Below are 20,909 nucleotides of genomic sequence, written 5' to 3'. Positions count from 1 at the left end.
TCACCCAAGAAGCAAGCTTCTCTGTGCTACCGCTCGACTTGCATGTGTTAGGCCTGCCGCCAGCGTTCAATCTGAGCCATGATCAAACTCTTCAGTTTACAATCATTGTGATCCTTACGTGTCACTCGAAAGCGACAAAAGCGGATCAAACTTGGCTCAAGGTTCAAACGAATTTGAAAGATGCGAACATCTTTCTTGTGCGCTTGCCTTGATAATTGGTGATTTATCACCCTCATCGGCAAGCGCCCACATGAATTACCTGATCAAATTGTTAAAGAGCTTTTCGAAGGGCGTCGCCGTTCGATGTGGGGCGTATTTTACGCATTTAAATCAGCGCGTCAACACCTTTTTTCGCATTAGTTCTCTGACCGAGAAAGCCTCACATAAAGACTTAACATTTGACCCAGCGCAACCTTCCAGAATCGGCCCTTTTTTAAGCTAATACTCACGTCACACCACCGCTAATTGTCGGCGTGTCGTTAAAAAAGAGCCAGATGAGAGAGGGAACTATGCGTAACAAACATGAAGTGATTTCAGCGCTCGGCGCCACTCTATTGCTTTCTGCTAGCGCAGCGCAGGCAAGCGATGGTCTAGATGAGTATCGCCAGAGGTTTGAGCCTTTGCCACACCTACCACCATTACCTGCCACTAACTCCCAGACAGAGGAAAAAGTTGAGCTGGGTAATATGCTGTTCTTTGAACCGCGCATTTCCGCTAGCGGGGTTATTAGCTGTGCCACCTGTCATAACCCAGCGTTGGGATGGTCAGACCGCATACCTCGCGCCGTTGGCCATAACGGCCAAGTTGGCGAGCGCAATACGCCAACTGTACTCAACAGTGGATTTTTAGAAGCACAGTTTTGGGACGGCAGAGAACCCAACCTTGAAGCACAAGCGTTAGGACCCATCCAGGCAGACGTTGAGATGGCGATGCAGCTAGAGCATGCTTTGGAGCGCCTAGCTGAATTTGAACGGTACCAAGATAAATTTTCAGCCGCATACCCTGATCAAGAAGACCCGATCAACGCTGATAATTTAGGACAGGCATTAGCCGCTTTCCAGCGAACGCTCAATACCCCGGATGCGCCCTTTGATCGCTATTTAAGAGGGGACATGGACGCGATTAGCGAACAAGCGAAAAACGGCATGGTAGCTTTTGTTGATAATGGCTGCATTGCCTGCCACCGCGGACCAAACTTTACCGACAGTCAGTTTTATGCCATTCAGGTACCAGGCTCGAAAGATTTAGGGCGCTATGTAGTAACGGGCGAAGAGAGTGACCAGTATCGCTTCCGGACGCCGACACTACGTAATGTGGCAGCCACTTACCCTTATATGAACAATGGCGCAACGCCTACGCTTGAGGAAGCCATCTCGGTTATGGGCAAAGAGATGCTAGGCCGTGAATTTGATGAAAGCACGGTCAACGAAATTGCAGCATTTCTCAACACCCTAACGGGAGAAATGCCAGCATTCGAGGTACCTGCCCTGCCCTAAGACAAACACCGCCGACATGTCATCGGCGGTGTTTGATCAAAAATCCGTCAGGCGTTTAAATAACTCCTGGCGTCGACCTTCACTGACAAAAGCCTCTTCAATAGCATGCTGGTTCAGCAAACGAAAGGTATCAGCCTCCCAACCAAATGCCTGGGCACAGGCAATATGATTCTCTAACAGCCCACCTCCAAAGTAGGCAGGATCATCAGAGCTAATTGTCACCTTTAACCCCTCTGACAAGAGCTGGGGCAAAGGATGATCACTCAATTGGTCGACTACTTTTAAACTGACATTTGATAGCGGGCACACGGTTAACACGGTTTGATGGTCACGAAGACGTTTAACGACTTCATCACTTTCCAGGCAACGCACACCATGATCAATACGCTGTACATCAAGGAGATCTAAGGCTTCAGTAATGTACTCTGCTGGGCCTTCTTCTCCGGCATGAGCGACACGTACTAAGCCAAGCTCTTTAGCACGCACAAAGAGCTTCTGGAACTTAGCAGGCGGATTATCTCGTTCCGCACTATCCAGCCCAATGGCATCTAGGAACTTCCAATAGGGAGCTGCTTGTTCGAGCACATGTAGCGCTTCTTCAGCGGGGCGGTCCCGCAGAAACGCCATGATCATGCCAACTGTTAAATCAATCGACGCTTCAGCTTCGTCTTTGGCACGCAACAGGCCTGCCATCACTACTTCCAAAGGAACGCCACGCTGAAGGTGCGCTTGAGGGTCAAAGTGCATATCAATATGCAAAACCCCTTCACTCCTTGCGCGCTTGAAGTAATCCATCGCAAGGTCATAGAAGTCCTGCTCCGTGCGCAGCACATTCATGCCTTGATAATAAAGATTTAGAAAGCCTTGAAGGTCTTCAAAATCATAAGCTGCCTTGGCTTCCTCAACAGATGAGTAAGGAAGGTCAATGCCATTACGGGCAGCAAGAGCAAACATCAGCTCTGGCTCTAACGAGCCTTCAATATGCAAGTGGAGCTCGACTTTGGGAAGTTGGCGTAAAAATTCATTCATACTGCACTCCTGCTTGCCGTTGAGTTAGCTTTCTACAGTAGTATCTGTAAATAACCGCCCCCCATCAAGACGCCATCTATATTCAACGCCAGGCAAAAGAGTCACGTCATCTACTTGATGAAGAAGGAAAATGGCCGTCCGGCAGCCTAACCATCGATCAAGAGCGCCAGCCAAATGCCTAGCTGTATCAGCGTCGACGCCTGCAAAAGGCTCATCTAGCAATACAACAGTAGGATTACGAAGCATCAGCCTTGCCAAGGCTACCCTTCTGGCTTGCCCACCCGAAAGTTGCTGACCTTTCTCACCCACATGGGTCAGCAACTGCTTAGGCTGCTGCTTGACCCAGCTCTCTAACGCAACCATGGATAGCACTTGCCACAACTCCTCCTCTGCTGCATCGGGCTTAGCAATACGCAGATTCGCTTCCAGCGTTCCATCAAACAGATCCGTTTGCTGAGTGAGTAGCGCAAAGTGCTCCGCACGGCTTTCTGGTGAAATATGCAAAGGTGATACCTCTGCAACACTGATAGCTCCTTGCGTCGGCGCCACTCTACCCATAATCAAACTAGCTAGTGTCGACTTACCTGCGCCAGAGACGCCGGAAATCACTGCCCGCTTTTGGGCAGGCAACATCACCTGAAGATTAACCAGCGCAGGATGGATGGCCCCTGGGTAACAATAATCAACATTATCCAGTTGAATCGCATGCCCCCCTGCCCCATCGGGAAGCTCGGCAATATCCCATGCAGAATCATTCGCTTTAAGCGCATTTAAGCGTTGCGCAGCTGCATAGCTCGACCCAAGCTTCAAAAAAGCAGCGGGGAGTAATCCCAGCACTTCGTTAATTCCCAGCACCGCAATGACGGCCATGACTAAAATTGGCCCAGAGACTTGTCCAGAGGAGAGGGCAAAACTGCCGATCCATAAGGTAGCTAGCAACAAAAGACCAGTAACCGCAGAGACGAATGCATTCCCCACGGCGGACTTCATTGCTAAACGACGCTGATTGCCAAGAGCTTTCGCCTCATGCTGTTGAACTTTTTGACGATGCCAAATGCTAGTTTGATAGCTCAACAACTCAGCTGACGCTTGAACCTGATCAAGCACCAGCCGACGCAGCTCCTCTTGATCACTTACTTGCTGATAGCTATTTGCAAAACCCAGCCAGCCATAGCCTAGCGTAACTACTGCCCAGAGAAGCGTCAGCACTACAGCAACAACAGCCCCCACCACAGGTAACCAAATGGCAATGAAAGCAGACACTATAAGAATCGTTAACAGCGCAGCAACAGGAGGAATAAGTAACCGTAAATAAAGATTATCCAGATTATCAATATCGGCGGTGAGGCGACTTAGCCATTCGCTTGCGCGCCGCTGCTTGAGAGAAGCATCGTCTAAGCGGGTCAAATCACCAAACACGCGGTAGCGCAAATCCGCTAAGAGCGTCAGTACGGTATTATGGTTGTACAAACGCTCCACATAACGCGCAATGGTTCTTAGCAGCGCAAAAAACCGGATGCCGCCGCCAGGCACATACACATCTAGCGAAGAAGGCAGCCCTGCGGTCAACGCAATACCTGCAAGAGCGCACGACACAATGAACCAGCCTGACAGGCCTAACAGAGAGAGCCCCGCCAGTAACGTTACCCAAACAAGCAATGCACCTACCAAAAAACGCTGGCGCCGGCGGAGCAACAGTTTGAGCCAGGGAAACAGATCACGATAGAGCCGCTTCATGCCGTCACCTCAATCAGGTGGCCTGAACGGCACTCAAAATGGCGATAGGCCACCGCCATAACCGCAGGATGATGCGTCGCCATGACCAGCGTGCGCCCCTCTTGTGCCCATTCAAGTAATGATTGAATGACCACACTCTCCGTTGCAGCATCCAAGCTCGCCGTGGGTTCATCTAGCAAAACAAGCCGTGCTTGGCTTAAATAGACGCGCGCTAGCGCTAACCGCTGAGCTTGACCACCTGAAAGGCCAACGCCACGCTCGCCAATGGTTGTTTCAAGCCCCTGGGGCAGACTGGCCAATAGCTCGCCTAGCCCTGCCTGCTTCAGCGCTGATGTCAGCGCCGTATCGTCAGCATTTGGAGCCGCTATGCGCAGGTTATCAGCCAGAGAACCTTGGAGAATGCAAGGGGCTTGGTCCAACCAAGCAACAGGAGCTTCAGCGTCAAAACGGCACTCGCCACGGCTAGGCGCCATGAAACCTGCCATTAGCGCCAGTAGCGATGACTTACCGCTTCCGGACTCGCCGGCAATCACCACCACATCGCCAGCCAACACGGACACATTAACGTCGCTCAGCACAGCGGCGCGCTCGGCATAGCGAATAGCTACGCCCTCTAATTCGATGAGCGCCTCTGACGACAGCGGGAAAACGGGCGATGATGGCACCCTACTGGGTTCGTTAAGAATAGTGACCACACTCTCGGCCGCGCCCAGCGCAGCGGCGCGATCGTGGTAGTGCTGAGACAGAGTTCTTAACGGTTGAAAGAATTCAGGTGCCAGCAGCAATACCGCCAGCCCGCTAAACAGCGTTAACGCTGGCGAGGGACCGTAGTCGATATAGCCCAGCAAGCCAAACCCAACATACATAGCAACCACGGCTATCGCCACGGATGCAAAAAACTCTAACACCGCCGATGATAAAAACGCTAAGCGCAGTGTCCGCATGCTGAGCCTGCGGTAGTGGTCTGTGGCATACCACACATCCTGCTGGGCAGCTCTGGTATGCCCAAACAGTTGCAGTGTCGTCATTCCGCGGACGCGATCAATAAAATGAGCAGATAGGCGAGATACCGCCATAAACTGATCTCGATTAAGGCGCTCCGCGCCCATTCCTACCAACGCCATAAACAAGGGGATCAGCGGCGCTGAGAGCAGCAGGAAGATCGCCACGAAATAATCTAGCCAGCCAACAACGCAGAGAATTAGCAGCGGCAACGCCACCACGATTCTTAATTGGGGATGAAAGCGCGCAAAGTAGCCATCCAAGGCCTCAATGTGCTCCACCGACTGAGTGGCCAACGCACCACTCTGCTGACGTGTTAGCCATACAGGACCCAGTGCCGCGATTTTATCGAGTAACGCTTGCCTGGCATATTGCCGAATACGCAGACTTGCTTGAGCGCTACAAGACTCTTGCAGCGCTTGGAAAAGTGAACGCAGAAGAACAACGGCCGCTAGGCCAATAAATACTGGGACAAGTGACGAGGGGGAGCGACCTGTAATCACTAATTGATCAATTAACCAGGCTAGGCCCACCACTAAAATAACGGTTTGCCCGCCTGATAACACTCCCCAAACTGCCGCCCACATAAGCTTACGCTGCTCGCGTTTTGCGAGCTGAACAAGCCAGTGGCGCGGCGTTATGGCCACCATCGTCTCAGTCTCTGGAGGATGGTTAGCCATATCGTTAGTGGTACCCCTCTCCTACACGCACCTTGCCGCGGAATACCCAGTAGGTCCAAGCGGTGTAGGCTAGGATGATCGGGATAACAAACAGCATACCAATCAGTAGGAATAGCTGTGATTCTGGTGCTGATGCGGCGTCCCATAACGTATAGTCAGGCGGCACGATCACTGGCCACTTACTTACAATCAACCCCAGGTAAGTAAATACGTAGATACCAATGGTTGCGACAAAGGGAATCCCTTCATCGCGACGCTTGACCGAGCGGTACACCATAAAGGCAGACAACAGGGCAAGCGCAGGAAAAATCCAGATCAGTTGAAGATGGCCGAACCAGCGCTCCCATACTAACGGGTTCACGAAGGGGGTCCAAATGCTGATAATCGCAAACACACCCAGCACCAGCGCCAGCAACATCGGCGTAATTTTATAGGCCCAGTCTTGGATATGCCCTTCTGATTTGAGAATTAGCCAAGTGGCACCCAGTAATGCATAGCCCGCCATTAAACCGAGTCCAGTTAGTACAGAGAAAGGTGTTAGCCAATCAAAAGCGCCACCTACAAAGGCAAAGTTTTCTACTCGAAAGCCTTGGATATAAGCCCCCACCACAGCGCCCTGGGCAAAAGCAGCCACGCCAGACCCCCAGCTAAACGCACGGTTCCACCAGCGACGGTTGCGACGGGATTTAAATCGGAACTCAAATGCAACGCCCCGGAAAATCAATCCCGCCAGCATCAGAAAGACGCCAATATAGAGTGCTGGTAAGAAAACGGAGTAAACCAGTGGGAAAGCGCCAAGCAAGCCAGCGCCACCCAATACCAGCCAAGTTTCATTACCATCCCAAACGGGCGCCACCGAGTTCATCATCACATCGCGAGCATCTTCATCCGGGGCAAAGGGGAACAGGATCCCCAAGCCCAGATCAAAACCATCCATCAAGACATACATCATGATGCCGAAGCCAATGATACCCGCCCAAATTAGCGTTAAATCAAACATTTCCATGTTTAGTTCCTCACCGGGTCAACATCATCATCAAAAGGCGTGTGTGCAGCTGAGAATGGGCGCATCGGGCGCTTAAAGTTCTCGCTAGTGGTTTCTTTCTCCTCTTCAGGCAGCATACCGTTGCGCACAACCCGAGTGAGGTAATAAATACCGGCATAAAACACGACGGCGTATACCACTACATAACCGATAAGCGTAAATAGCGCCATGCCACCCGTCAGTGAGGGAGTGAGCCCTTCTGCATGGGTCATCATGCCGTATACCAACCAAGGTGCGCGGCCTGATTCGGTGACAATCCATCCGGCCAATACCGCAGCAAACGGCATCGGAATCATGCACACCAGCGCTTTCAAATAACCGCTATGCTCATACACCTTTCCTTTACGGCGCATCAACAGACCAATAAACGCGGTCGCAATCATTAACAGACCGATACCCACCATCACGCGGAAAGCCCAGAAAACAATAATGACTGGCGGTTGCTCTTCAGGAGCAGCTTCGCTAATACCAGGAATTTCACCATCAGGTGAGTGCGTCAGAATAATACTGGCTAGATTAGGAATCCCAATATCAAAATGGTTGGTTTGTGCTTCCTGGTCAGGAATGGCAAACAATAACAGCGGCACATTAGTAGACGTTTCCCAGTGGCCTTCCATTGCCGCCACCTTTGTAGGCTGATGCTCCAGAGTATTCAGGCCATGGAAGTCACCCACTACCGCCTGTGCAGGTGCTAAGAATAGCAGCAGCCATAAACACATGGAGAGTGCGCGACGGTTCGCTTCTGGATCACGACCACGCAGCAGGAACCACGCGCTCACGCCTGCCACCACGAAGCCACCGGTTAGGAACGATGCCATGGCCATATGCGCAAAGCGATACGGAAAAGAAGGATTAAAAATAGCCTCGGACCAAGAAATCACATGGAAGCGATTGTCGATTAATTCGACACCAGCGGGGGTATGCATCCAGCTATTGGCAGAAAGGATCCAGAAGGAAGAAATAAACGTCCCAACAGCCACCATAATTGCCGCGAATAAATGCACCCCTTCCGGGACTTTACCGCGACCAAACAGCAGCACCCCAAGGAAAGCAGCCTCCAGGAAGAACGCGGTGACTACCTCATAGCTCAACACTGGCCCGAGGAAGTTTGAGGCCGCCTGAGAGAAGTTGCTCCAGTTCGTACCAAACTGAAAAGACATCACGATACCGGAGACCACCCCCATACCAAAGACAACGGCAAACACCTTTGTCCAGAATAGGGAGAGCCGGTCCCATGCGGGATTGTTGGTCTTAAAGAATAAGCCATGAAGCAGCGCTATGTAGGACGCGAGCCCGATGGTAAAGACAGGGAAGATCGCATGAAACGATACAACGAAGGCGAATTGCATTCGCGATAGCACTAGGGGGTCGAGTTCCATCACACTCTCCTAAGACCTGGATTAAAATCCCATCAATGGGTGTCACAAGCTTAGTTGAGCCTTAATGGCACTGCATTTTAGTTATAAGCACTAAGCTTATTCTTTACATGTGTTGTAGTTTAACGCTTCGACCACCGTTATACAGCGATAGTTTGCCTGAAAAGCTGTGTCGCATTGACGCATACTCCTCAGACAAACCACCATTTTTCGGTGCAATCGTTTAAGACATCACCACAATGCTGACCATATAGCCTGTGTAGGCGATAAAAATGGCGAAGAGAACACCGCCTTCAACGCGGTTGATACGCCGCGGGCGACCACGCCAAGAAAATGCGAAGAGCACCATCATAAGCGTCATAAAGGTCATGACACTCCAATCACGCACCAAGACTTCACGTCCTGCTTCAATAGGTGCAATCACTCCCGCCAGCCCAACAACGGCCATACTATTAAACAGGTTAGAGCCTACAACGTTACCCAGTACCATATCGTGCTCATTGCGCCGCAGTGCGCTGATTGAAGAAGCCAGCTCCGGCAAAGAAGTACCTACGGCGACTACGGTTAGACCGATAATTAAATCACTGACTCCGAAAGCTACCGCGATCTCGACAGCTCCCCATACCAGCAGCCGCGAACTGGCAATCAACAGCACCAAGCCAATCAGCGTCCACATGATGGCCTTACCGCGCGACATCGGGTTGCTATCAAGACTTTCGGTCACTTCACCCGACAGCGGATCATCTTCCTGACCTCGAGAACGAATAATGCTGATCGCAATAAATATGCCAAGCGCCACTAGCAGTACAATAGCTTCAACACGGGAAATCCAACCGTCGAAAAGCATATAGCCGGTAAGCAGCATCACCGCTACCAACAGGGGCATTTCTTTACGGATAACACCTGAATGAACAGCTAACGGAGAGATAAGTGCGATAAAGCCCAAAACCAAACCAATATTGGCAATGTTGGAACCGTATGCATTCCCCACTGCCAAGCCAGGGTTGCCTTGCATCGCTGCCAGCACCGACACCATCATTTCCGGTGCAGAAGTACCAAAACCGATTACCAACATACCAATCAGCAGCGGCGACAGCCCCAGCCACCGCGAAGTTGCCGCAGCGCCATCAATAAATTTTTCTGCGCTCCAGATGAGCAGGACCAAGCCTACTACCACAGCAATAAAGGCAAGTAACATTTCAGTTCCTTAATGTCATAATGTTAGGCACTATCGCGGCTGCATCCTTGTCTAACTCTGGTATTTGGTCAAGTGCTGTTTGCAAGTAGTTATCAGGTTACCTAGGTTGACACACACGATGTCCCATCGTATTGGTTCTAACCGTATTATGCACAGAGAGTTTGCTGTTGCCCCATTACCCCTTTATGAAACGGCCTTCGCTGCCGGTTAATACACCCCAGGTTGATTGCTTCCCCCCTGAAACTCGCACCCAGCGAAGGCGTTTGCGTGCGTGCCATGAATGTGACTGGGTATCTGCGCTCCCCCCCCTGAACTCTGGTGAAAAAGCCACCTGCCCTCGCTGCTCGCATGTGTTAGTGAAGCGCCACCGCTATCCTGCTCAGCGCAGCATGGCGCTAGCGTTAGCCTCATTGGTCGCATTAATAGTCGCGGTATCTTTTCCTTTTGTCAGTTTCAGCGTTAGCGGTGTTGGCAACCGCATTGATCTATCGCAGACCGCTACTACGCTGATTGCTTTCCACCAGCCGGTAGTAGCTATTGCGGTCATGATGACTATTATCGTGCTGCCCGCCGTATATCTTGTAAGCGTCGTCTGGCTTCAGTTTGGCTTACTGCAGTCTCGCCCTATGCCTTTTAGCCGTGACATTGCCCGCTCCCTGGCACATCTAAACCCATGGATGATGGCCGATGTATTCATCATCGGCGCACTGGTAAGCTTAATTAAAGTTGCTGGCATGGCGCAGATTGAACTTGGCATCTCCTTCTGGGCATTCTGCTTGTTCGCCATACTGTTATTAATGACGGTGCAGTCCATTGACGCTGACTGGATGTGGTTCTCATTGGAAGGCGAACCCCTTGCTCCTGAAGGCACGCTCACTGGCACCACCGCTGCTAGCCAACATGTCACTGGCTGCCCCACCTGCGGATTGATTAATCGCATTCAGCATGGAAAAGAACGCTGTGTTCGCTGCCATGAAAAACTGCATAAGCGCCTACCACATAGCTTACAGCGCACCTGGGCGCTTCTCTTTGCAGCCAGCATCATGTATATACCTGCCAACCTTTACCCCATCATGACCACTACCAGTTTAGGCAGCTCAACACCCTCCACTATCGTTGGCGGCGTTGTTCAGCTCATTCAAATGGGGTCCTGGCCGGTGGCTGCAGTGATTTTTATCGCCAGTGTTATTGTGCCTGTTGGCAAACTGGTGGCACTCGCATGGCTATGCTTGATGATTAAGCGCAGCAACGAGCTCAACGCACAGAGCCGTACCCGCCTCTATCGATTAACTGAATTTATTGGACGCTGGTCAATGGTTGACGTATTTGTCGTGGCCATTTTGGTCGCCCTCATCCGCGCCGGGTCATTAATGTCGATTACACCAGGTCCTGCCGCGCTAGCTTTTGGTGCCGTCGTAGTGCTCACCATGCTGGCTGCCATGACATTTGACCCTCGCTTAATCTGGGATACCCACACTCCACGCCCTCTTCGCCGTAAAGCGGCCACCAAGGAACCTGTTGATGGCTAATGATTCAACGCCTCAGAATACCTCAAATGCTGAAAACAATGAGTTACATAAAGCCAAATCGTCGCCACAAACTCGGCTATCGCCTATTTGGATAGTTCCTTTGGTGGCCGTCATTATTGGGCTGTGGCTGGTTTATGATAACTACTCAAGCCGGGGCACCATGGTGACGCTGACCATGGACAGCGCAGAAGGTATTGAGGCGGGCAGTACGCTGATCCGCAGCCGCAATGTTGAGATTGGCCGCGTACAGAGCGTTCGTTTGTCTGATGACCTGTCTCACGCGGTGATGATGGCTCAAATTCAACCCGAAGCCGAAGCCATGCTCCGCGAAGACAGTCGCTTTTGGGTCGTTAAGCCACGCATAGGGCGCGAGGGGATCAGCGGCCTGGGCACCGTACTCTCGGGGGCTTATATACAGCTTGAGCCTGGGCAATCAGAGGAGCCTAAGCGGGAGTTTGAGGTAAGCGATATCCCACCGGTCGCGCCTGCTGGGCAAGCAGGGCTACAAATTAGCCTTGTCAGCCAATTGGGCAATTCGCTGCGTGTTGGGGATCCCGTCTCTTATCAAGGTTACACGGTAGGGCGCGTAGAAGACGCTCGCTTCGATGCAGGCACACGTACCATGCACCACCAAGTATTTATCGAAGAGCCCTACGCACAGCTGGTGACCGATAGCACCCGCTTCTGGACCGCTAGCGGAGTGGATTTCCGCCTGGATGCTGACGGCGTGCGGGTCAACGTAGAATCGCTGGAAGCTCTGCTGGGTGGCGGTGTCACCTTTGGTGTGCCTGAAGATCTTCCCATGGGTAAGCCGGTAGAAGCCAATACACGTTTTAACCTCTATGCTGATGAAGATACTGCCCGGGAAGGCACATTTAACCGCTATCTAGAGTATGTATTGCTTGTTGATGACACGGTTCGCGGGCTATCACGAGGCGCACCGGTCGAGTTTCGTGGCGTCCGAATTGGTACCGTGGCAGCAGTACCCTGGAATTTTACGGCGCCACAGCCCGACTCGCGGGCTCGTTTCGCCATCCCAGTGCTCATCCGCATCGAACCACAACGCTTAGGGATCGAAAACACCGATATTGACCTGGAGGAGTGGGATAACCGCTTTAAGCGCATGTTCGGCTTAGGCCTTCGGGCATCACTCAAGAATGGCAGCCTGTTAACGGGTGCGCTGTTTGTGGACCTTAACTTCCGGCGCGACCTTGCCGACGAATACGTCGCGGAAGTTTTCTCCGAGCGGACCGTATTCCCGACGGTAGCGGGCGGTTTTGCACAGATTCAGGCTCAGGTGACTAGCCTGCTTGAAAAACTAAACGCCTTGGAAGTAGAACCTTTGATAGCCGGGCTGGACCGCAACCTGCAAGCTTCTGAAAGTGTACTGAACGAAGTGCGTGAAGTCAGCGCGTCTATCAATCAGTTGCTCAATGATCCAGAAACACAAGCCATCGGGAGCAACCTCAACGGCACGCTGGAAGAGCTGCGCAGCACCCTTCAAGGGGTCTCGCCTTCATCGCCCGCCTATCAAGAGCTTACCGGCGCCATTGAGCGTTTGGATCGGCTGATGCGTGACCTACAACCGCTCACTCGGACGCTGAACGAGAACCCACGCGCACTGCTGTTCGACAATTTAGAAACGCAGGACCCGATTCCTCGTGCTCCCCGTTAAGAAGGATTGAACGTCATGTTACGTCGATTACCGCTACTACTGCTGATCATCAGTTTGAGCTTGCTGCTTTCCGCCTGCGCTAGCAGTGTCTCTCCCCCTGCACGCTATATGCTTCCTGCCAGCCCAGCAGTGAACGCACCGGCTAACGCCCAAGCCACGCTGCAAGTGCGTACACCTCGCCTAGCCCACTATTTAGACGTGGACGGGATTGTGATGCAGTTAGACGACATCACGTTAAACGAAGCGCGGGAGCACCAGTGGGCGGAGGGTATTGGGCGCCAGCTTGAACGCGCCTTACGGGCCGAATTGGCAAATCAGTTACCCAGCGTGCAAGTGGTACGAGCAGAAGGCAGCAGCCCTGGGGCGCTCACTCTGTCCATGGAAGTAGATCAATTCCAAGGCCGCTTTGACGGTGTCGCGGTAGCCAGCGGCCAGTGGCAGCTTCGAGATACCGATGGCGAGTTGCTCGCACTCAAAAGCTTCACTGCAGAAGCCACTCTTGAACAGGATGGCTACCCTGCCCTGGTCCGTTCGTTGGGCGAAAGCTGGGAGAGTGTTGCTGCACAAATTGCTCAGCAGGTTCGACAAGGCGGCTACTTCTAAACCTTTATTGCAATCGCTAGGGGAGCAGCATTGGTGTGAGACTTTCGTGTTACACTCTTTGCCAATAAATGACATCACTGTCAGCACTACCCTGTCACCCCCTTGTTATGCCTGGTATGGCGTAACAAGACGTATAAATGCCCGTCGCGGCACAGCGTATTATCTGGCAAACTTCGCTGCCGCGACGGTGTACCATCCTCGCTTTTTGAACATTACGCCTAGCAACGCCGCTGAGCTAGTGGCGCCGATTGCTATGCGATTGCGGAGAACGCATGAGTTTTTCTGATCTTGGTCTGCATGACGATTTATTGCGCGCGGTAACTGCACAGGGCTATACACAGCCTACGCCTATTCAACAACAGGCCATCCCCGTCGTTCTTGAAGGTCGCGACCTTCTTGCCAGCGCACAAACCGGTACCGGCAAAACCGCTGGCTTTACGCTACCGATGCTACAGCGTTTGGCAAATGGCAAACGCCCTGGCAAACGCCAGGTTCGCGCACTGGTCCTCACACCCACCCGCGAACTAGCTGCACAAGTGGGGGAAAGCGTGGCTGCTTATGGACAGCACCTCTCACTACGTTCACACATTATTTTTGGTGGCGTGGGCCAGCAGCCCCAAGTCGACGCTTTAAGAGCCGGCCTGGACGTTCTAGTAGCCACCCCTGGGCGCTTGCTTGATTTGCACCAGCAAGGGCATGTCGACCTCTCCGCCATTGAAATTCTGGTGTTAGATGAAGCCGACCGTATGCTAGACATGGGCTTTATCCACGATATCAAACGGCTATTGCGTCTGGTGCCGAAACAGCGCCAAAACCTGCTGTTTTCTGCCACTTTCTCTAACGAGATCCAAACGCTGGCCCAGCAACTGCTGAATAACCCTGCCCTCATCGAAGTGGCTCCGCGCAACACCACGGCAGAAAAAATTGAGCAGGCCATCTACCGCGTTGATCGCGACAAAAAACGCGATCTATTGGCCCATCTGATCCAGCGCCACAACTGGTTCCAAGTGCTGGTGTTTACCCGCACCAAGCATGGCGCTAACCGGCTAGCTGAACAGCTCTCTAAGCAGGATATTCCCGCGATGGCGATCCATGGCAACAAAAGCCAAGGGGCACGTACTCGGGCGCTGGGTGCTTTCAAGAGCGGCGACCTACAAGTGCTGGTAGCCACCGATATTGCGGCACGCGGGCTAGATATTAATGAACTTCCTCACGTGGTGAATTTCGATCTGCCCAACGTGGCTGAAGACTATGTCCACCGTATTGGGCGCACGGGGCGCGCGGGTAGCAATGGCGAAGCGGTATCTTTGGTGTGTGTCGATGAACATGGCCTACTCAAAAACATTGAGCGCCTGATTAATCAAACGCTGCCGAAGCATATTGAGCCAGGCTTTGAGCCAGACCCCAATGCCAAGCCAGAACCGATCGAGAATGGCCGCCGCGGTCAGCGCCAGCCAAGGGCTAACCGCAAGCCTGACAGCCAAGCTGCCAATGCTGGTGGCGAGCGCCGCCGTCGCACTCGCCGGTAGCCCGAACGCCCGGAATATGCGAAGGTAGCGCCTCGCTTATTCCGGCGTTTTTGCTGAATTAATTCATGGAGTGATTATGGCGTCTTCACAACTCATGGCAGATTATCGCCAATGGCTGACTTTTCAGCGTCAGGAGCAACTCAGCCGCGAGCATCAAGGTATTTCTCAGCGCCTAGAGGACGCCCGTGCCTCAGCTAATCAGGTCTTGCAGGCCTATCGCAGCATGGCTGAAAAAGCCTCAAACGAAGGTGCCTGTTATCGCACTCTGTTTTTACGCGAACGCGATAACGCCTCACTCCCCTGTGAAGGTTGGTTATTTGTACGGCGCGTACTGAGCGAAGGCAACAGCACCCGCGTTCGGGTCACACTATTGGAAACTTTTACCCTAGAAGATGGCATCATCGCGCCAGGTGATAAACCGGCAAGCAAGCTAACGCTGGAAATTTACGACAAGCTTGATATCAATAAAGGCATGCGTACCCAGGTACGTGTTGATTGCTTGGATACCACGCAAGATTATCACTTCATCACCTTGCTAGATGCGGTGCGAGGCGACCTTCGCCCCTACTTAAAATAAGCGCCGCTTCATGATCTCACGCCACGCTTGCCGATTCATTTTGCTGATGTTTATGGTGGGGCTAAATTTACGCCCTGCCATGTCCTCGGTCGCCCCCCTGCTAAGTCGGCTGCAAGAAAATGCGGGGCTTTCCGCCTCAGCGGCGGGCTTGCTAACCACGCTCCCCGTTCTTTTTCTTGGCTTAACCGCCCCCTTGGCACCAATGATTGGCAACCGTATAGGGAGTGAGCGTGCACTTAGTGCCGCATTACTCCTGCTGGCCAGCGGCTTGCTGTTACGGGTTCTGCCTTTTCCTGGATTGCTTTATCTAGGTACCGCCATGGCCGGTAGTGCTATTGGCTTGGCGGGCACGCTGTTACCCGCGCTAGTCAAGCGTGAGCTGCCTCAAAATGCGGATTTGCTCACCGGGCTCTACACCATGGCACTCTGCTTGGGGGGCGCTCTAGGCGCTGGGCTCAGCGTGCCGTTAATGCAGTGGCTGGGCAACTGGCAAGCCAGCCTAGTCAGTTGGTCACTGCTCGCACTGGCTACACTCATCGTATGGGTCAGCTATGCGCCATCTCCTGCGCCAAAATCAACGCTTAACCTGCCCACCGGCATCCCCCTCGTGTCGCTACTCAGGCAGCCGCTAACCTGGCAGGTGATGCTCTTTATGGGCATTCAATCTTCCATGGCATATATCGTTTTCGGCTGGCTGCCAACTCTTCTGATTGAGCGCGGATACAGCGAGGCAACCGCTGGCTGGACGATGGCCGTTTCCATTATGTGCCAACTGGTCTCAGCACTGAGTGCGCCTTGGATTGCGCGATTGCATCACGACCAGCGCCCGGCCCTGCTGTTGGTACTGGTATGTACCGCCTTAGGGCTTGTCATGTTGTTAGCCGCTCCGTTGGCATGGCGATGGCCCGGTGCCGTGTTGCTGGGGCTTGGGCAAGGCGGAAGTTTTAGCCTTGCATTAAGCTTATTGGTACTGCGAACCGCGAACGAACGCCTTGCAGGCCAGCTTTCTGGCTTGGTGCAAGGGGGCGGCTATACCCTGGCCGCATTGGGGCCCTTTGGGGTTGGTCTGATGCTCCAAGCCGGTGCTACCACGCAGCATATTGCTTGGCTACTGATTGGATTGATCGGCGTTTGCTGCGGCTTTGCGTTCTTTGCGGGACGCAAACGGCAGCTTGATGACCAAAGCGGCCAACTACAGGTATATCACCGCTAACCACTTCTTAGCTTTTAACAGGATACAGCGATGAGCCAGGCTCCTCTCCTTGCAGATGCTCAAAGCAGCCAAGAGCGGTTGCTTGTGATTTACACCGGCGGCACGATCGGTATGCAGCCTCAGGCTAACGGGCTCTCACCTGCCGGTGATTTTCCTGAACGCTTGGCCAGCGCACTGAGCCAGCTGCCGTTGCGGGACCAACAAATGCTCCCTGCTTATGATGTCATCAGCTACTCACCTCTGATTGATTCCAGCGCGGCGACCCCAATGACATGGCAGCAGTTAGCCGCCGACATCGCCGAGCGCTTTACAGAGCATCGTGGTTTTGTGGTGATTCACGGTACCGACACGCTAAGTTGGACCGCCGCTAGCTTAGCCTACCAATTGCAGGGCTTAGATAGGCCTGTAGTGTTGACGGGTGCCATGGCTCCCCTAGAGGCTCCTAACAGCGATGCCTTACAAAATCTCTACGGCGCCCTACGATTTGCTGCCCATCCCGAACTACAGGAAGTGGCCATTTATTTTGCCAACCGCCTGCTCAGAGGCACGCGCGCCATCAAACAGCACAGCGAGGCTGTCGAGGCGTTTTCCTCACCCAGCTACCCACTGCTGGGCGAGCGCATCGGCGACGACTTTATTCTGTTCCCCAGCCGCGGCTTGTCTTACCAGCAGCGCGGGGCTCCGCGCTTTGAGCTGGTGGACTACCAGCCTGTCGCCAATGGCGAGGTGGTTCGCATTACCCTATGGCCTGGCATGGCGCCCTGGCAATTAGAGGCGTGGCTTAGCCATCCAAACGTGAAAGGCGCGCTGCTACAGCTATGGGGCGCAGGCAATTTACCGGATAACCCCGCGCTACTAGAGGTGATTGCCAAGGCGAGCGGAGAAGGCAAACTCATCGCCGCCATCAGCCAATGCCCACAAGGGCGTGTACATATGGGGGCTTATGCAGCAGGGCACGGTCTCACCGATGCTGGGGTGTTATCCGGCGATGACATGACGCCCGAGGCCGCCTACACCAAACTGGTGCATGTGCTAGCGCAACCAATTTCATTAGAGGATCAGAGGCGACGATTTTTAACGACGCTAGTGGGCGAACGTTAAATGATCTAGCCAGTACTACACTGGCATAGTGGTTTATTCCCGCTATGGTTAAACAATGTCCTTAACGTGTATTAACCACCCACTGGATAGGAAGCCACTTATGGATCAACCGGTACATCACTTTAGCGAACTATTTGAGCAGTTAGGGTTACGCTCGGATGCTGAATCCATCGAACGCTTTATTCAGCGGCACTCACCGCTGCCTAAGGAGATGCCGCTGGCAGACGCCCCCTGCTGGAATGAGGGCCAAGCTGATTTTCTAAAAGAAGCCGTGCAGGAAGACGCCGATTGGGCAGAAGTGGTCGATCATCTTGACGCCTCCATGCATAAACCTGTCTAACAACGCTCTCTTCAGCGCCGCCTATGGGCGGCGCTCAGCCATTTAAGCGCGCTTCAACACGCTCAAGAATTTGCCGACTGACCTTTTCCACTAATGGTTTCGCCGCTTTGTTTACCGCTTTTTCCATTAAACGGTTGCGGATATCGTACTGCAGAGTCAGTGCTACTTCCGTCCCCTCAGGCACTTCGCGCAGCTGATAGCGACCCTGGTTTTTCACCCCCTCCAACGACTCCCAAGCCAAGACATGGGGTGGCTCAATCTCAGTAACAGCAACATCAAATGCCCAATCCATCCCCACTGCTCTCACATGCCAGCGGTAACGGTTTTCACCCAAGCTGTCGATGGAATGGATAAGATCGGAATAATCGGCAAAATCCTCCACGCGGCGCAGAAGATCAAACACTCGCTCCGGAGACGCTTTGATGATTTCGCTATGTTTTATAGTGGCCATAAGTATCTTCCTAACGGCTAGAGCCAGTAGCTTAACATGGCAACCAGCCACCCACACACCGAATGAGAAGCACCTCAAGCGCGGCGGATGCTGGTCAGATTAATCGCTATTGCGTAAACTGCCGCCCTTCCGGACCGGACCCCGGAACACTGTCTTGCCCAAGTGACAAGTACGCATAAATTCTCCGACTATGAGCAACTTGTATGTCATCTACCGCCACACCAGACGCTAACGCGTCAGCCACCGTCGTGATTTACTCAGGCGGCATGGATTCCTTCACTGTGTTACACCGAGCCATTCGCGAAGGGCTTAACGTTCACGCCCTCTCTTTCGACTATGGCCAGCGTCATCGTCGGGAGCTCGATACCGCCCGCCAAGTGTGCGAATCGCTGGGCATCCCCCATCAAGTCGTTGATATTCGCGCGATTCACGGCTTGATTGATAACTCAGCGCTAACCAATAGCGCTATCGACATGCCCACCGGCGACTATGATGCTGACAATCTCAGCGCCACGGTGGTGCCCAATCGCAATATGATTCTACTGTCACTGGCGATTGCCAAAGCGGTCAACATTGGCGCTGCGCGCGTCGATTATGGCGCTCACGGCGGCGATCACATCCTATATCCCGACTGCCGCCCCGAGTTTGTGGAAGCCATGAACCACGTAGCTGGCATTGCCAACTTTGAGCCTGTTGCGCTGCATGCCCCTTACCTGCATGCCAGCAAGGCGGATATTTTGCGCGACGGGCTGAGCATGGGCTTGGACTATCGTCACACGTGGACCTGCTATGAGGGCCGCGAGCTTGCCTGCGGCCAGTGCGGTAGTTGTCGCGAGCGGTTGGCCGCCTTTGCGGCTAATCACAGCGTCGATCCTCTCGACTACGCCATCGACACTTCACAGGTGGCGCACTGATGTATCACGTTAAAGAAGCCTTCTACACCTTACAGGGTGAAGGCGCCCAGGCAGGTCGTGCCAGCGTGTTCTGCCGTTTTACAGGCTGCAATCTTTGGTCAGGCCGGGAAATAGATCGAGCGAACGCACAATGTACCTTTTGCGACACCGACTTTAACGGTACCGACGGAGTTAATGGCGGCCGGTTTAACACAGCCCAGGCGCTGGCAGAACACATCAAAGCGCTGTGGCCTCAGGAAGCTAACAACGCCGTGCCATACGTGGTATTTACCGGCGGCGAACCGCTGCTACAGCTCGATACCGAGCTCATTGCCACGCTGCATAGCGAAGGCTTCGAAGTGGCAGTGGAAACCAACGGTACGGTGCCCGCTCCTGCGGGCATTGACTGGCTCTGCGTTAGCCCTAAGGGTAGCAACCCGCTAGCGATCACCCAAGGCGATGAGTTGAAACTGGTTTTCCCCCAGGCCGATGCGCCACCGGAGCAGTTTTCTCACCTCGCCTTTAGTCACTTCTTTTTACAGCCGATGGATCTCAGCGCCGTCGCTCAAAAGAGTATTGCCACCGACGGCGCGGCGACCGTTCAGGCCACCACTGCGTACTGCATGGCCAACCCACAGTGGCGGCTGTCACTGCAAACGCACAAAATCGCAGGATTTGAGTAATGGCGCTATTTGTTAACCACCTGACCCATATCGATGTCTCTCTTTGGTGCCCCACGAAAGGGTTGGTTGGCTGTAGCTGGCAAGTGGATGCTCAACTAGAGGGTGAACTAGGCGAGGACGGAATGCTGTTCGACTTCGGTGAAGTAAAGCCGTGGATCAAACGCACCCTGGATAGCGGACTGGACCACACCCTACTGGTGCCCACCCAAGCACCCGGTGTTGAGGTCAGCGAATGCGATGAAGGGCTCTGCATTCGCACCACCACGCCCTACGTGATGGAAGTTCGTGGACCGACAGAGGCATTTACCCTGCTTCCCTGGGCATCGATCACTCTAGAACGGGTGACTCAGCACCTCAGCGCCCAACTCACCGAGCAGCGGCCAGCCAATGTTGAACGCGTGACGCTCACGCTAAGCGATGAGCTTATCAATGGTGCTGCCTATGGCTATAGCCATGGATTAAAACGTCATTCGGGTAACTGCCAGCGCATTGCCCACGGGCATCGCTCTCGCCTGCATATCTTCCAGGAACAACAGCGACAGCCGCAGTTGGAACAGCAATGGGGAGCGTGGCTGGATAATCGTTATCTTTTGGAAGAGGCAGATATAGCAGAGCATAGCGAGTCACAGCTCACCTGCCGCTATGAAGCAGCCCAAGGCAGCTTCTCAATCACCTTGCCATCTGAGCGCTGTAGCGTGCTGCAAAAGCCCACGACGGTAGAAAATATTGCCCTCTGGCTGGCCGATCAGATC

Annotated in this window: 19 protein-coding genes and 1 rRNA gene; 12 read left to right on the top strand and 8 right to left on the bottom strand. The window is 53.3% G+C overall.

Annotated features, from left to right (window positions below):
- A 16S ribosomal RNA gene (locus tag BIS10_RS09835) occupies nucleotides 1–98 on the bottom strand; the annotation flags it as partial.
- Between the two features lie 411 nt (nucleotides 99–509).
- On the opposite strand from BIS10_RS09835, the gene BIS10_RS09830 reads away from it, so the two are divergent.
- Nucleotides 510–1,496: a cytochrome-c peroxidase gene (locus BIS10_RS09830; RefSeq protein ID WP_253504811.1), complete on the top strand. Its 987-nt coding sequence runs from the start codon at nucleotides 510–512 to the stop codon at nucleotides 1,494–1,496.
- 36 nt (nucleotides 1,497–1,532) lie between these two features.
- Here BIS10_RS09830 and BIS10_RS09825 read toward each other — a convergent pair whose 3' ends face one another.
- From BIS10_RS09825 to BIS10_RS09800, 6 genes are all read right to left on the bottom strand, one after another.
- Nucleotides 1,533–2,525: an adenosine deaminase gene (locus BIS10_RS09825; protein ID WP_083026505.1), complete on the bottom strand. Its 993-nt coding sequence runs from the start codon at nucleotides 2,523–2,525 to the stop codon at nucleotides 1,533–1,535.
- A gap of 24 nt (nucleotides 2,526–2,549) precedes the next feature.
- Nucleotides 2,550–4,262: a thiol reductant ABC exporter subunit CydC gene (cydC, locus tag BIS10_RS09820; protein ID WP_253504808.1), complete on the bottom strand. Its 1,713-nt coding sequence runs from the start codon at nucleotides 4,260–4,262 to the stop codon at nucleotides 2,550–2,552.
- Nucleotides 4,259–5,944: a thiol reductant ABC exporter subunit CydD gene (gene cydD / locus BIS10_RS09815; RefSeq protein ID WP_253504805.1), complete on the bottom strand. Its 1,686-nt coding sequence runs from the start codon at nucleotides 5,942–5,944 to the stop codon at nucleotides 4,259–4,261. The genes cydC and cydD overlap by 4 nt, the downstream gene beginning before the upstream one ends.
- Nucleotides 5,945–5,948: 4 nt before the next feature.
- A complete protein-coding gene (cydB, locus tag BIS10_RS09810) occupies nucleotides 5,949–6,950 on the bottom strand; it encodes a cytochrome d ubiquinol oxidase subunit II (RefSeq protein ID WP_253504801.1) in 1,002 nt (333 codons plus the stop codon).
- A 2-nt stretch (nucleotides 6,951–6,952) separates the two neighbouring features.
- A complete protein-coding gene (locus BIS10_RS09805) occupies nucleotides 6,953–8,368 on the bottom strand; it encodes a cytochrome ubiquinol oxidase subunit I (protein WP_253504799.1) in 1,416 nt (471 codons plus the stop codon).
- A 220-nt stretch (nucleotides 8,369–8,588) separates the two neighbouring features.
- Nucleotides 8,589–9,563: a calcium/sodium antiporter gene (locus BIS10_RS09800; protein WP_253504797.1), complete on the bottom strand. Its 975-nt coding sequence runs from the start codon at nucleotides 9,561–9,563 to the stop codon at nucleotides 8,589–8,591.
- Nucleotides 9,564–9,748: 185 nt separating this feature from the next.
- Here BIS10_RS09800 and BIS10_RS09795 point away from each other — a divergent pair, with 185 nt between their 5' ends.
- From BIS10_RS09795 to BIS10_RS09760, 8 genes are all read left to right on the top strand, one after another.
- Nucleotides 9,749–11,092, top strand: a complete 1,344-nt coding sequence (locus BIS10_RS09795; protein ID WP_253504813.1) for a paraquat-inducible protein A — start codon at nucleotides 9,749–9,751, stop codon at nucleotides 11,090–11,092.
- Nucleotides 11,085–12,767, top strand: a complete 1,683-nt coding sequence (pqiB, locus tag BIS10_RS09790; protein ID WP_253504794.1) for an intermembrane transport protein PqiB — start codon at nucleotides 11,085–11,087, stop codon at nucleotides 12,765–12,767. The genes BIS10_RS09795 and pqiB overlap by 8 nt, the downstream gene beginning before the upstream one ends.
- Before the next feature lie 15 nt (nucleotides 12,768–12,782).
- Entirely contained in the window at nucleotides 12,783–13,370 is a 588-nt protein-coding gene (locus BIS10_RS09785; RefSeq protein ID WP_083026497.1) for a membrane integrity-associated transporter subunit PqiC, read from the top strand.
- A gap of 272 nt (nucleotides 13,371–13,642) precedes the next feature.
- Nucleotides 13,643–14,899: a DEAD/DEAH box helicase gene (locus BIS10_RS09780; RefSeq protein ID WP_253504791.1), complete on the top strand. Its 1,257-nt coding sequence runs from the start codon at nucleotides 13,643–13,645 to the stop codon at nucleotides 14,897–14,899.
- A 76-nt stretch (nucleotides 14,900–14,975) separates the two neighbouring features.
- Complete coding sequence (locus BIS10_RS09775) at nucleotides 14,976–15,476, top strand: hypothetical protein (RefSeq protein ID WP_083026494.1); 501 nt, start codon at nucleotides 14,976–14,978, stop codon at nucleotides 15,474–15,476.
- Nucleotides 15,477–15,486: 10 nt separating this feature from the next.
- Nucleotides 15,487–16,689 carry an MFS transporter gene (locus BIS10_RS09770; protein WP_253504788.1) on the top strand — a complete coding sequence of 401 codons (1,203 nt, stop codon included), beginning with the start codon at nucleotides 15,487–15,489 and terminating at the stop codon, nucleotides 16,687–16,689.
- A gap of 30 nt (nucleotides 16,690–16,719) precedes the next feature.
- The gene (locus BIS10_RS09765) at nucleotides 16,720–17,790 is read left to right on the top strand and encodes an asparaginase (RefSeq protein WP_253504785.1); all 1,071 of its coding nucleotides are present in this window, start codon (nucleotides 16,720–16,722) and stop codon (nucleotides 17,788–17,790) included.
- Between the two features lie 100 nt (nucleotides 17,791–17,890).
- Complete coding sequence (locus tag BIS10_RS09760; protein WP_083026489.1) at nucleotides 17,891–18,130, top strand: DUF2789 domain-containing protein; 240 nt, start codon at nucleotides 17,891–17,893, stop codon at nucleotides 18,128–18,130.
- A gap of 34 nt (nucleotides 18,131–18,164) precedes the next feature.
- On the opposite strand, the gene BIS10_RS09755 is transcribed toward BIS10_RS09760, so the two are convergent.
- Nucleotides 18,165–18,581, bottom strand: a complete 417-nt coding sequence (locus BIS10_RS09755; RefSeq protein ID WP_253504782.1) for an SRPBCC family protein — start codon at nucleotides 18,579–18,581, stop codon at nucleotides 18,165–18,167.
- 203 nt (nucleotides 18,582–18,784) lie between these two features.
- Here BIS10_RS09755 and queC point away from each other — a divergent pair, with 203 nt between their 5' ends.
- From queC to BIS10_RS09740, 3 genes are all read left to right on the top strand, one after another.
- A complete protein-coding gene (gene queC, locus BIS10_RS09750) occupies nucleotides 18,785–19,495 on the top strand; it encodes a 7-cyano-7-deazaguanine synthase QueC (RefSeq protein ID WP_253504779.1) in 711 nt (236 codons plus the stop codon).
- Nucleotides 19,495–20,157 (top strand): 7-carboxy-7-deazaguanine synthase, encoded by a 663-nt coding sequence (gene queE, locus BIS10_RS09745; RefSeq protein ID WP_062360366.1) that lies wholly within the window; start codon nucleotides 19,495–19,497, stop codon nucleotides 20,155–20,157. The genes queC and queE overlap by 1 nt, the downstream gene beginning before the upstream one ends.
- A partial coding sequence (locus BIS10_RS09740) for a 6-carboxytetrahydropterin synthase (RefSeq protein WP_253504777.1) occupies nucleotides 20,157–20,909 on the top strand: 753 nt, incomplete at its 3' end. The genes queE and BIS10_RS09740, both read left to right, overlap by 1 nt.

Source organism: Halomonas sp. 707B3 (assembly GCF_024158645.1).
GTDB classification, from domain to species: Bacteria; Pseudomonadota; Gammaproteobacteria; order Pseudomonadales; family Halomonadaceae; genus Vreelandella; species Vreelandella lionensis.
The sequence above is the reverse complement of the archived record's forward strand: the minus strand, read 5'-3'. Positions and strand labels throughout refer to the sequence as shown.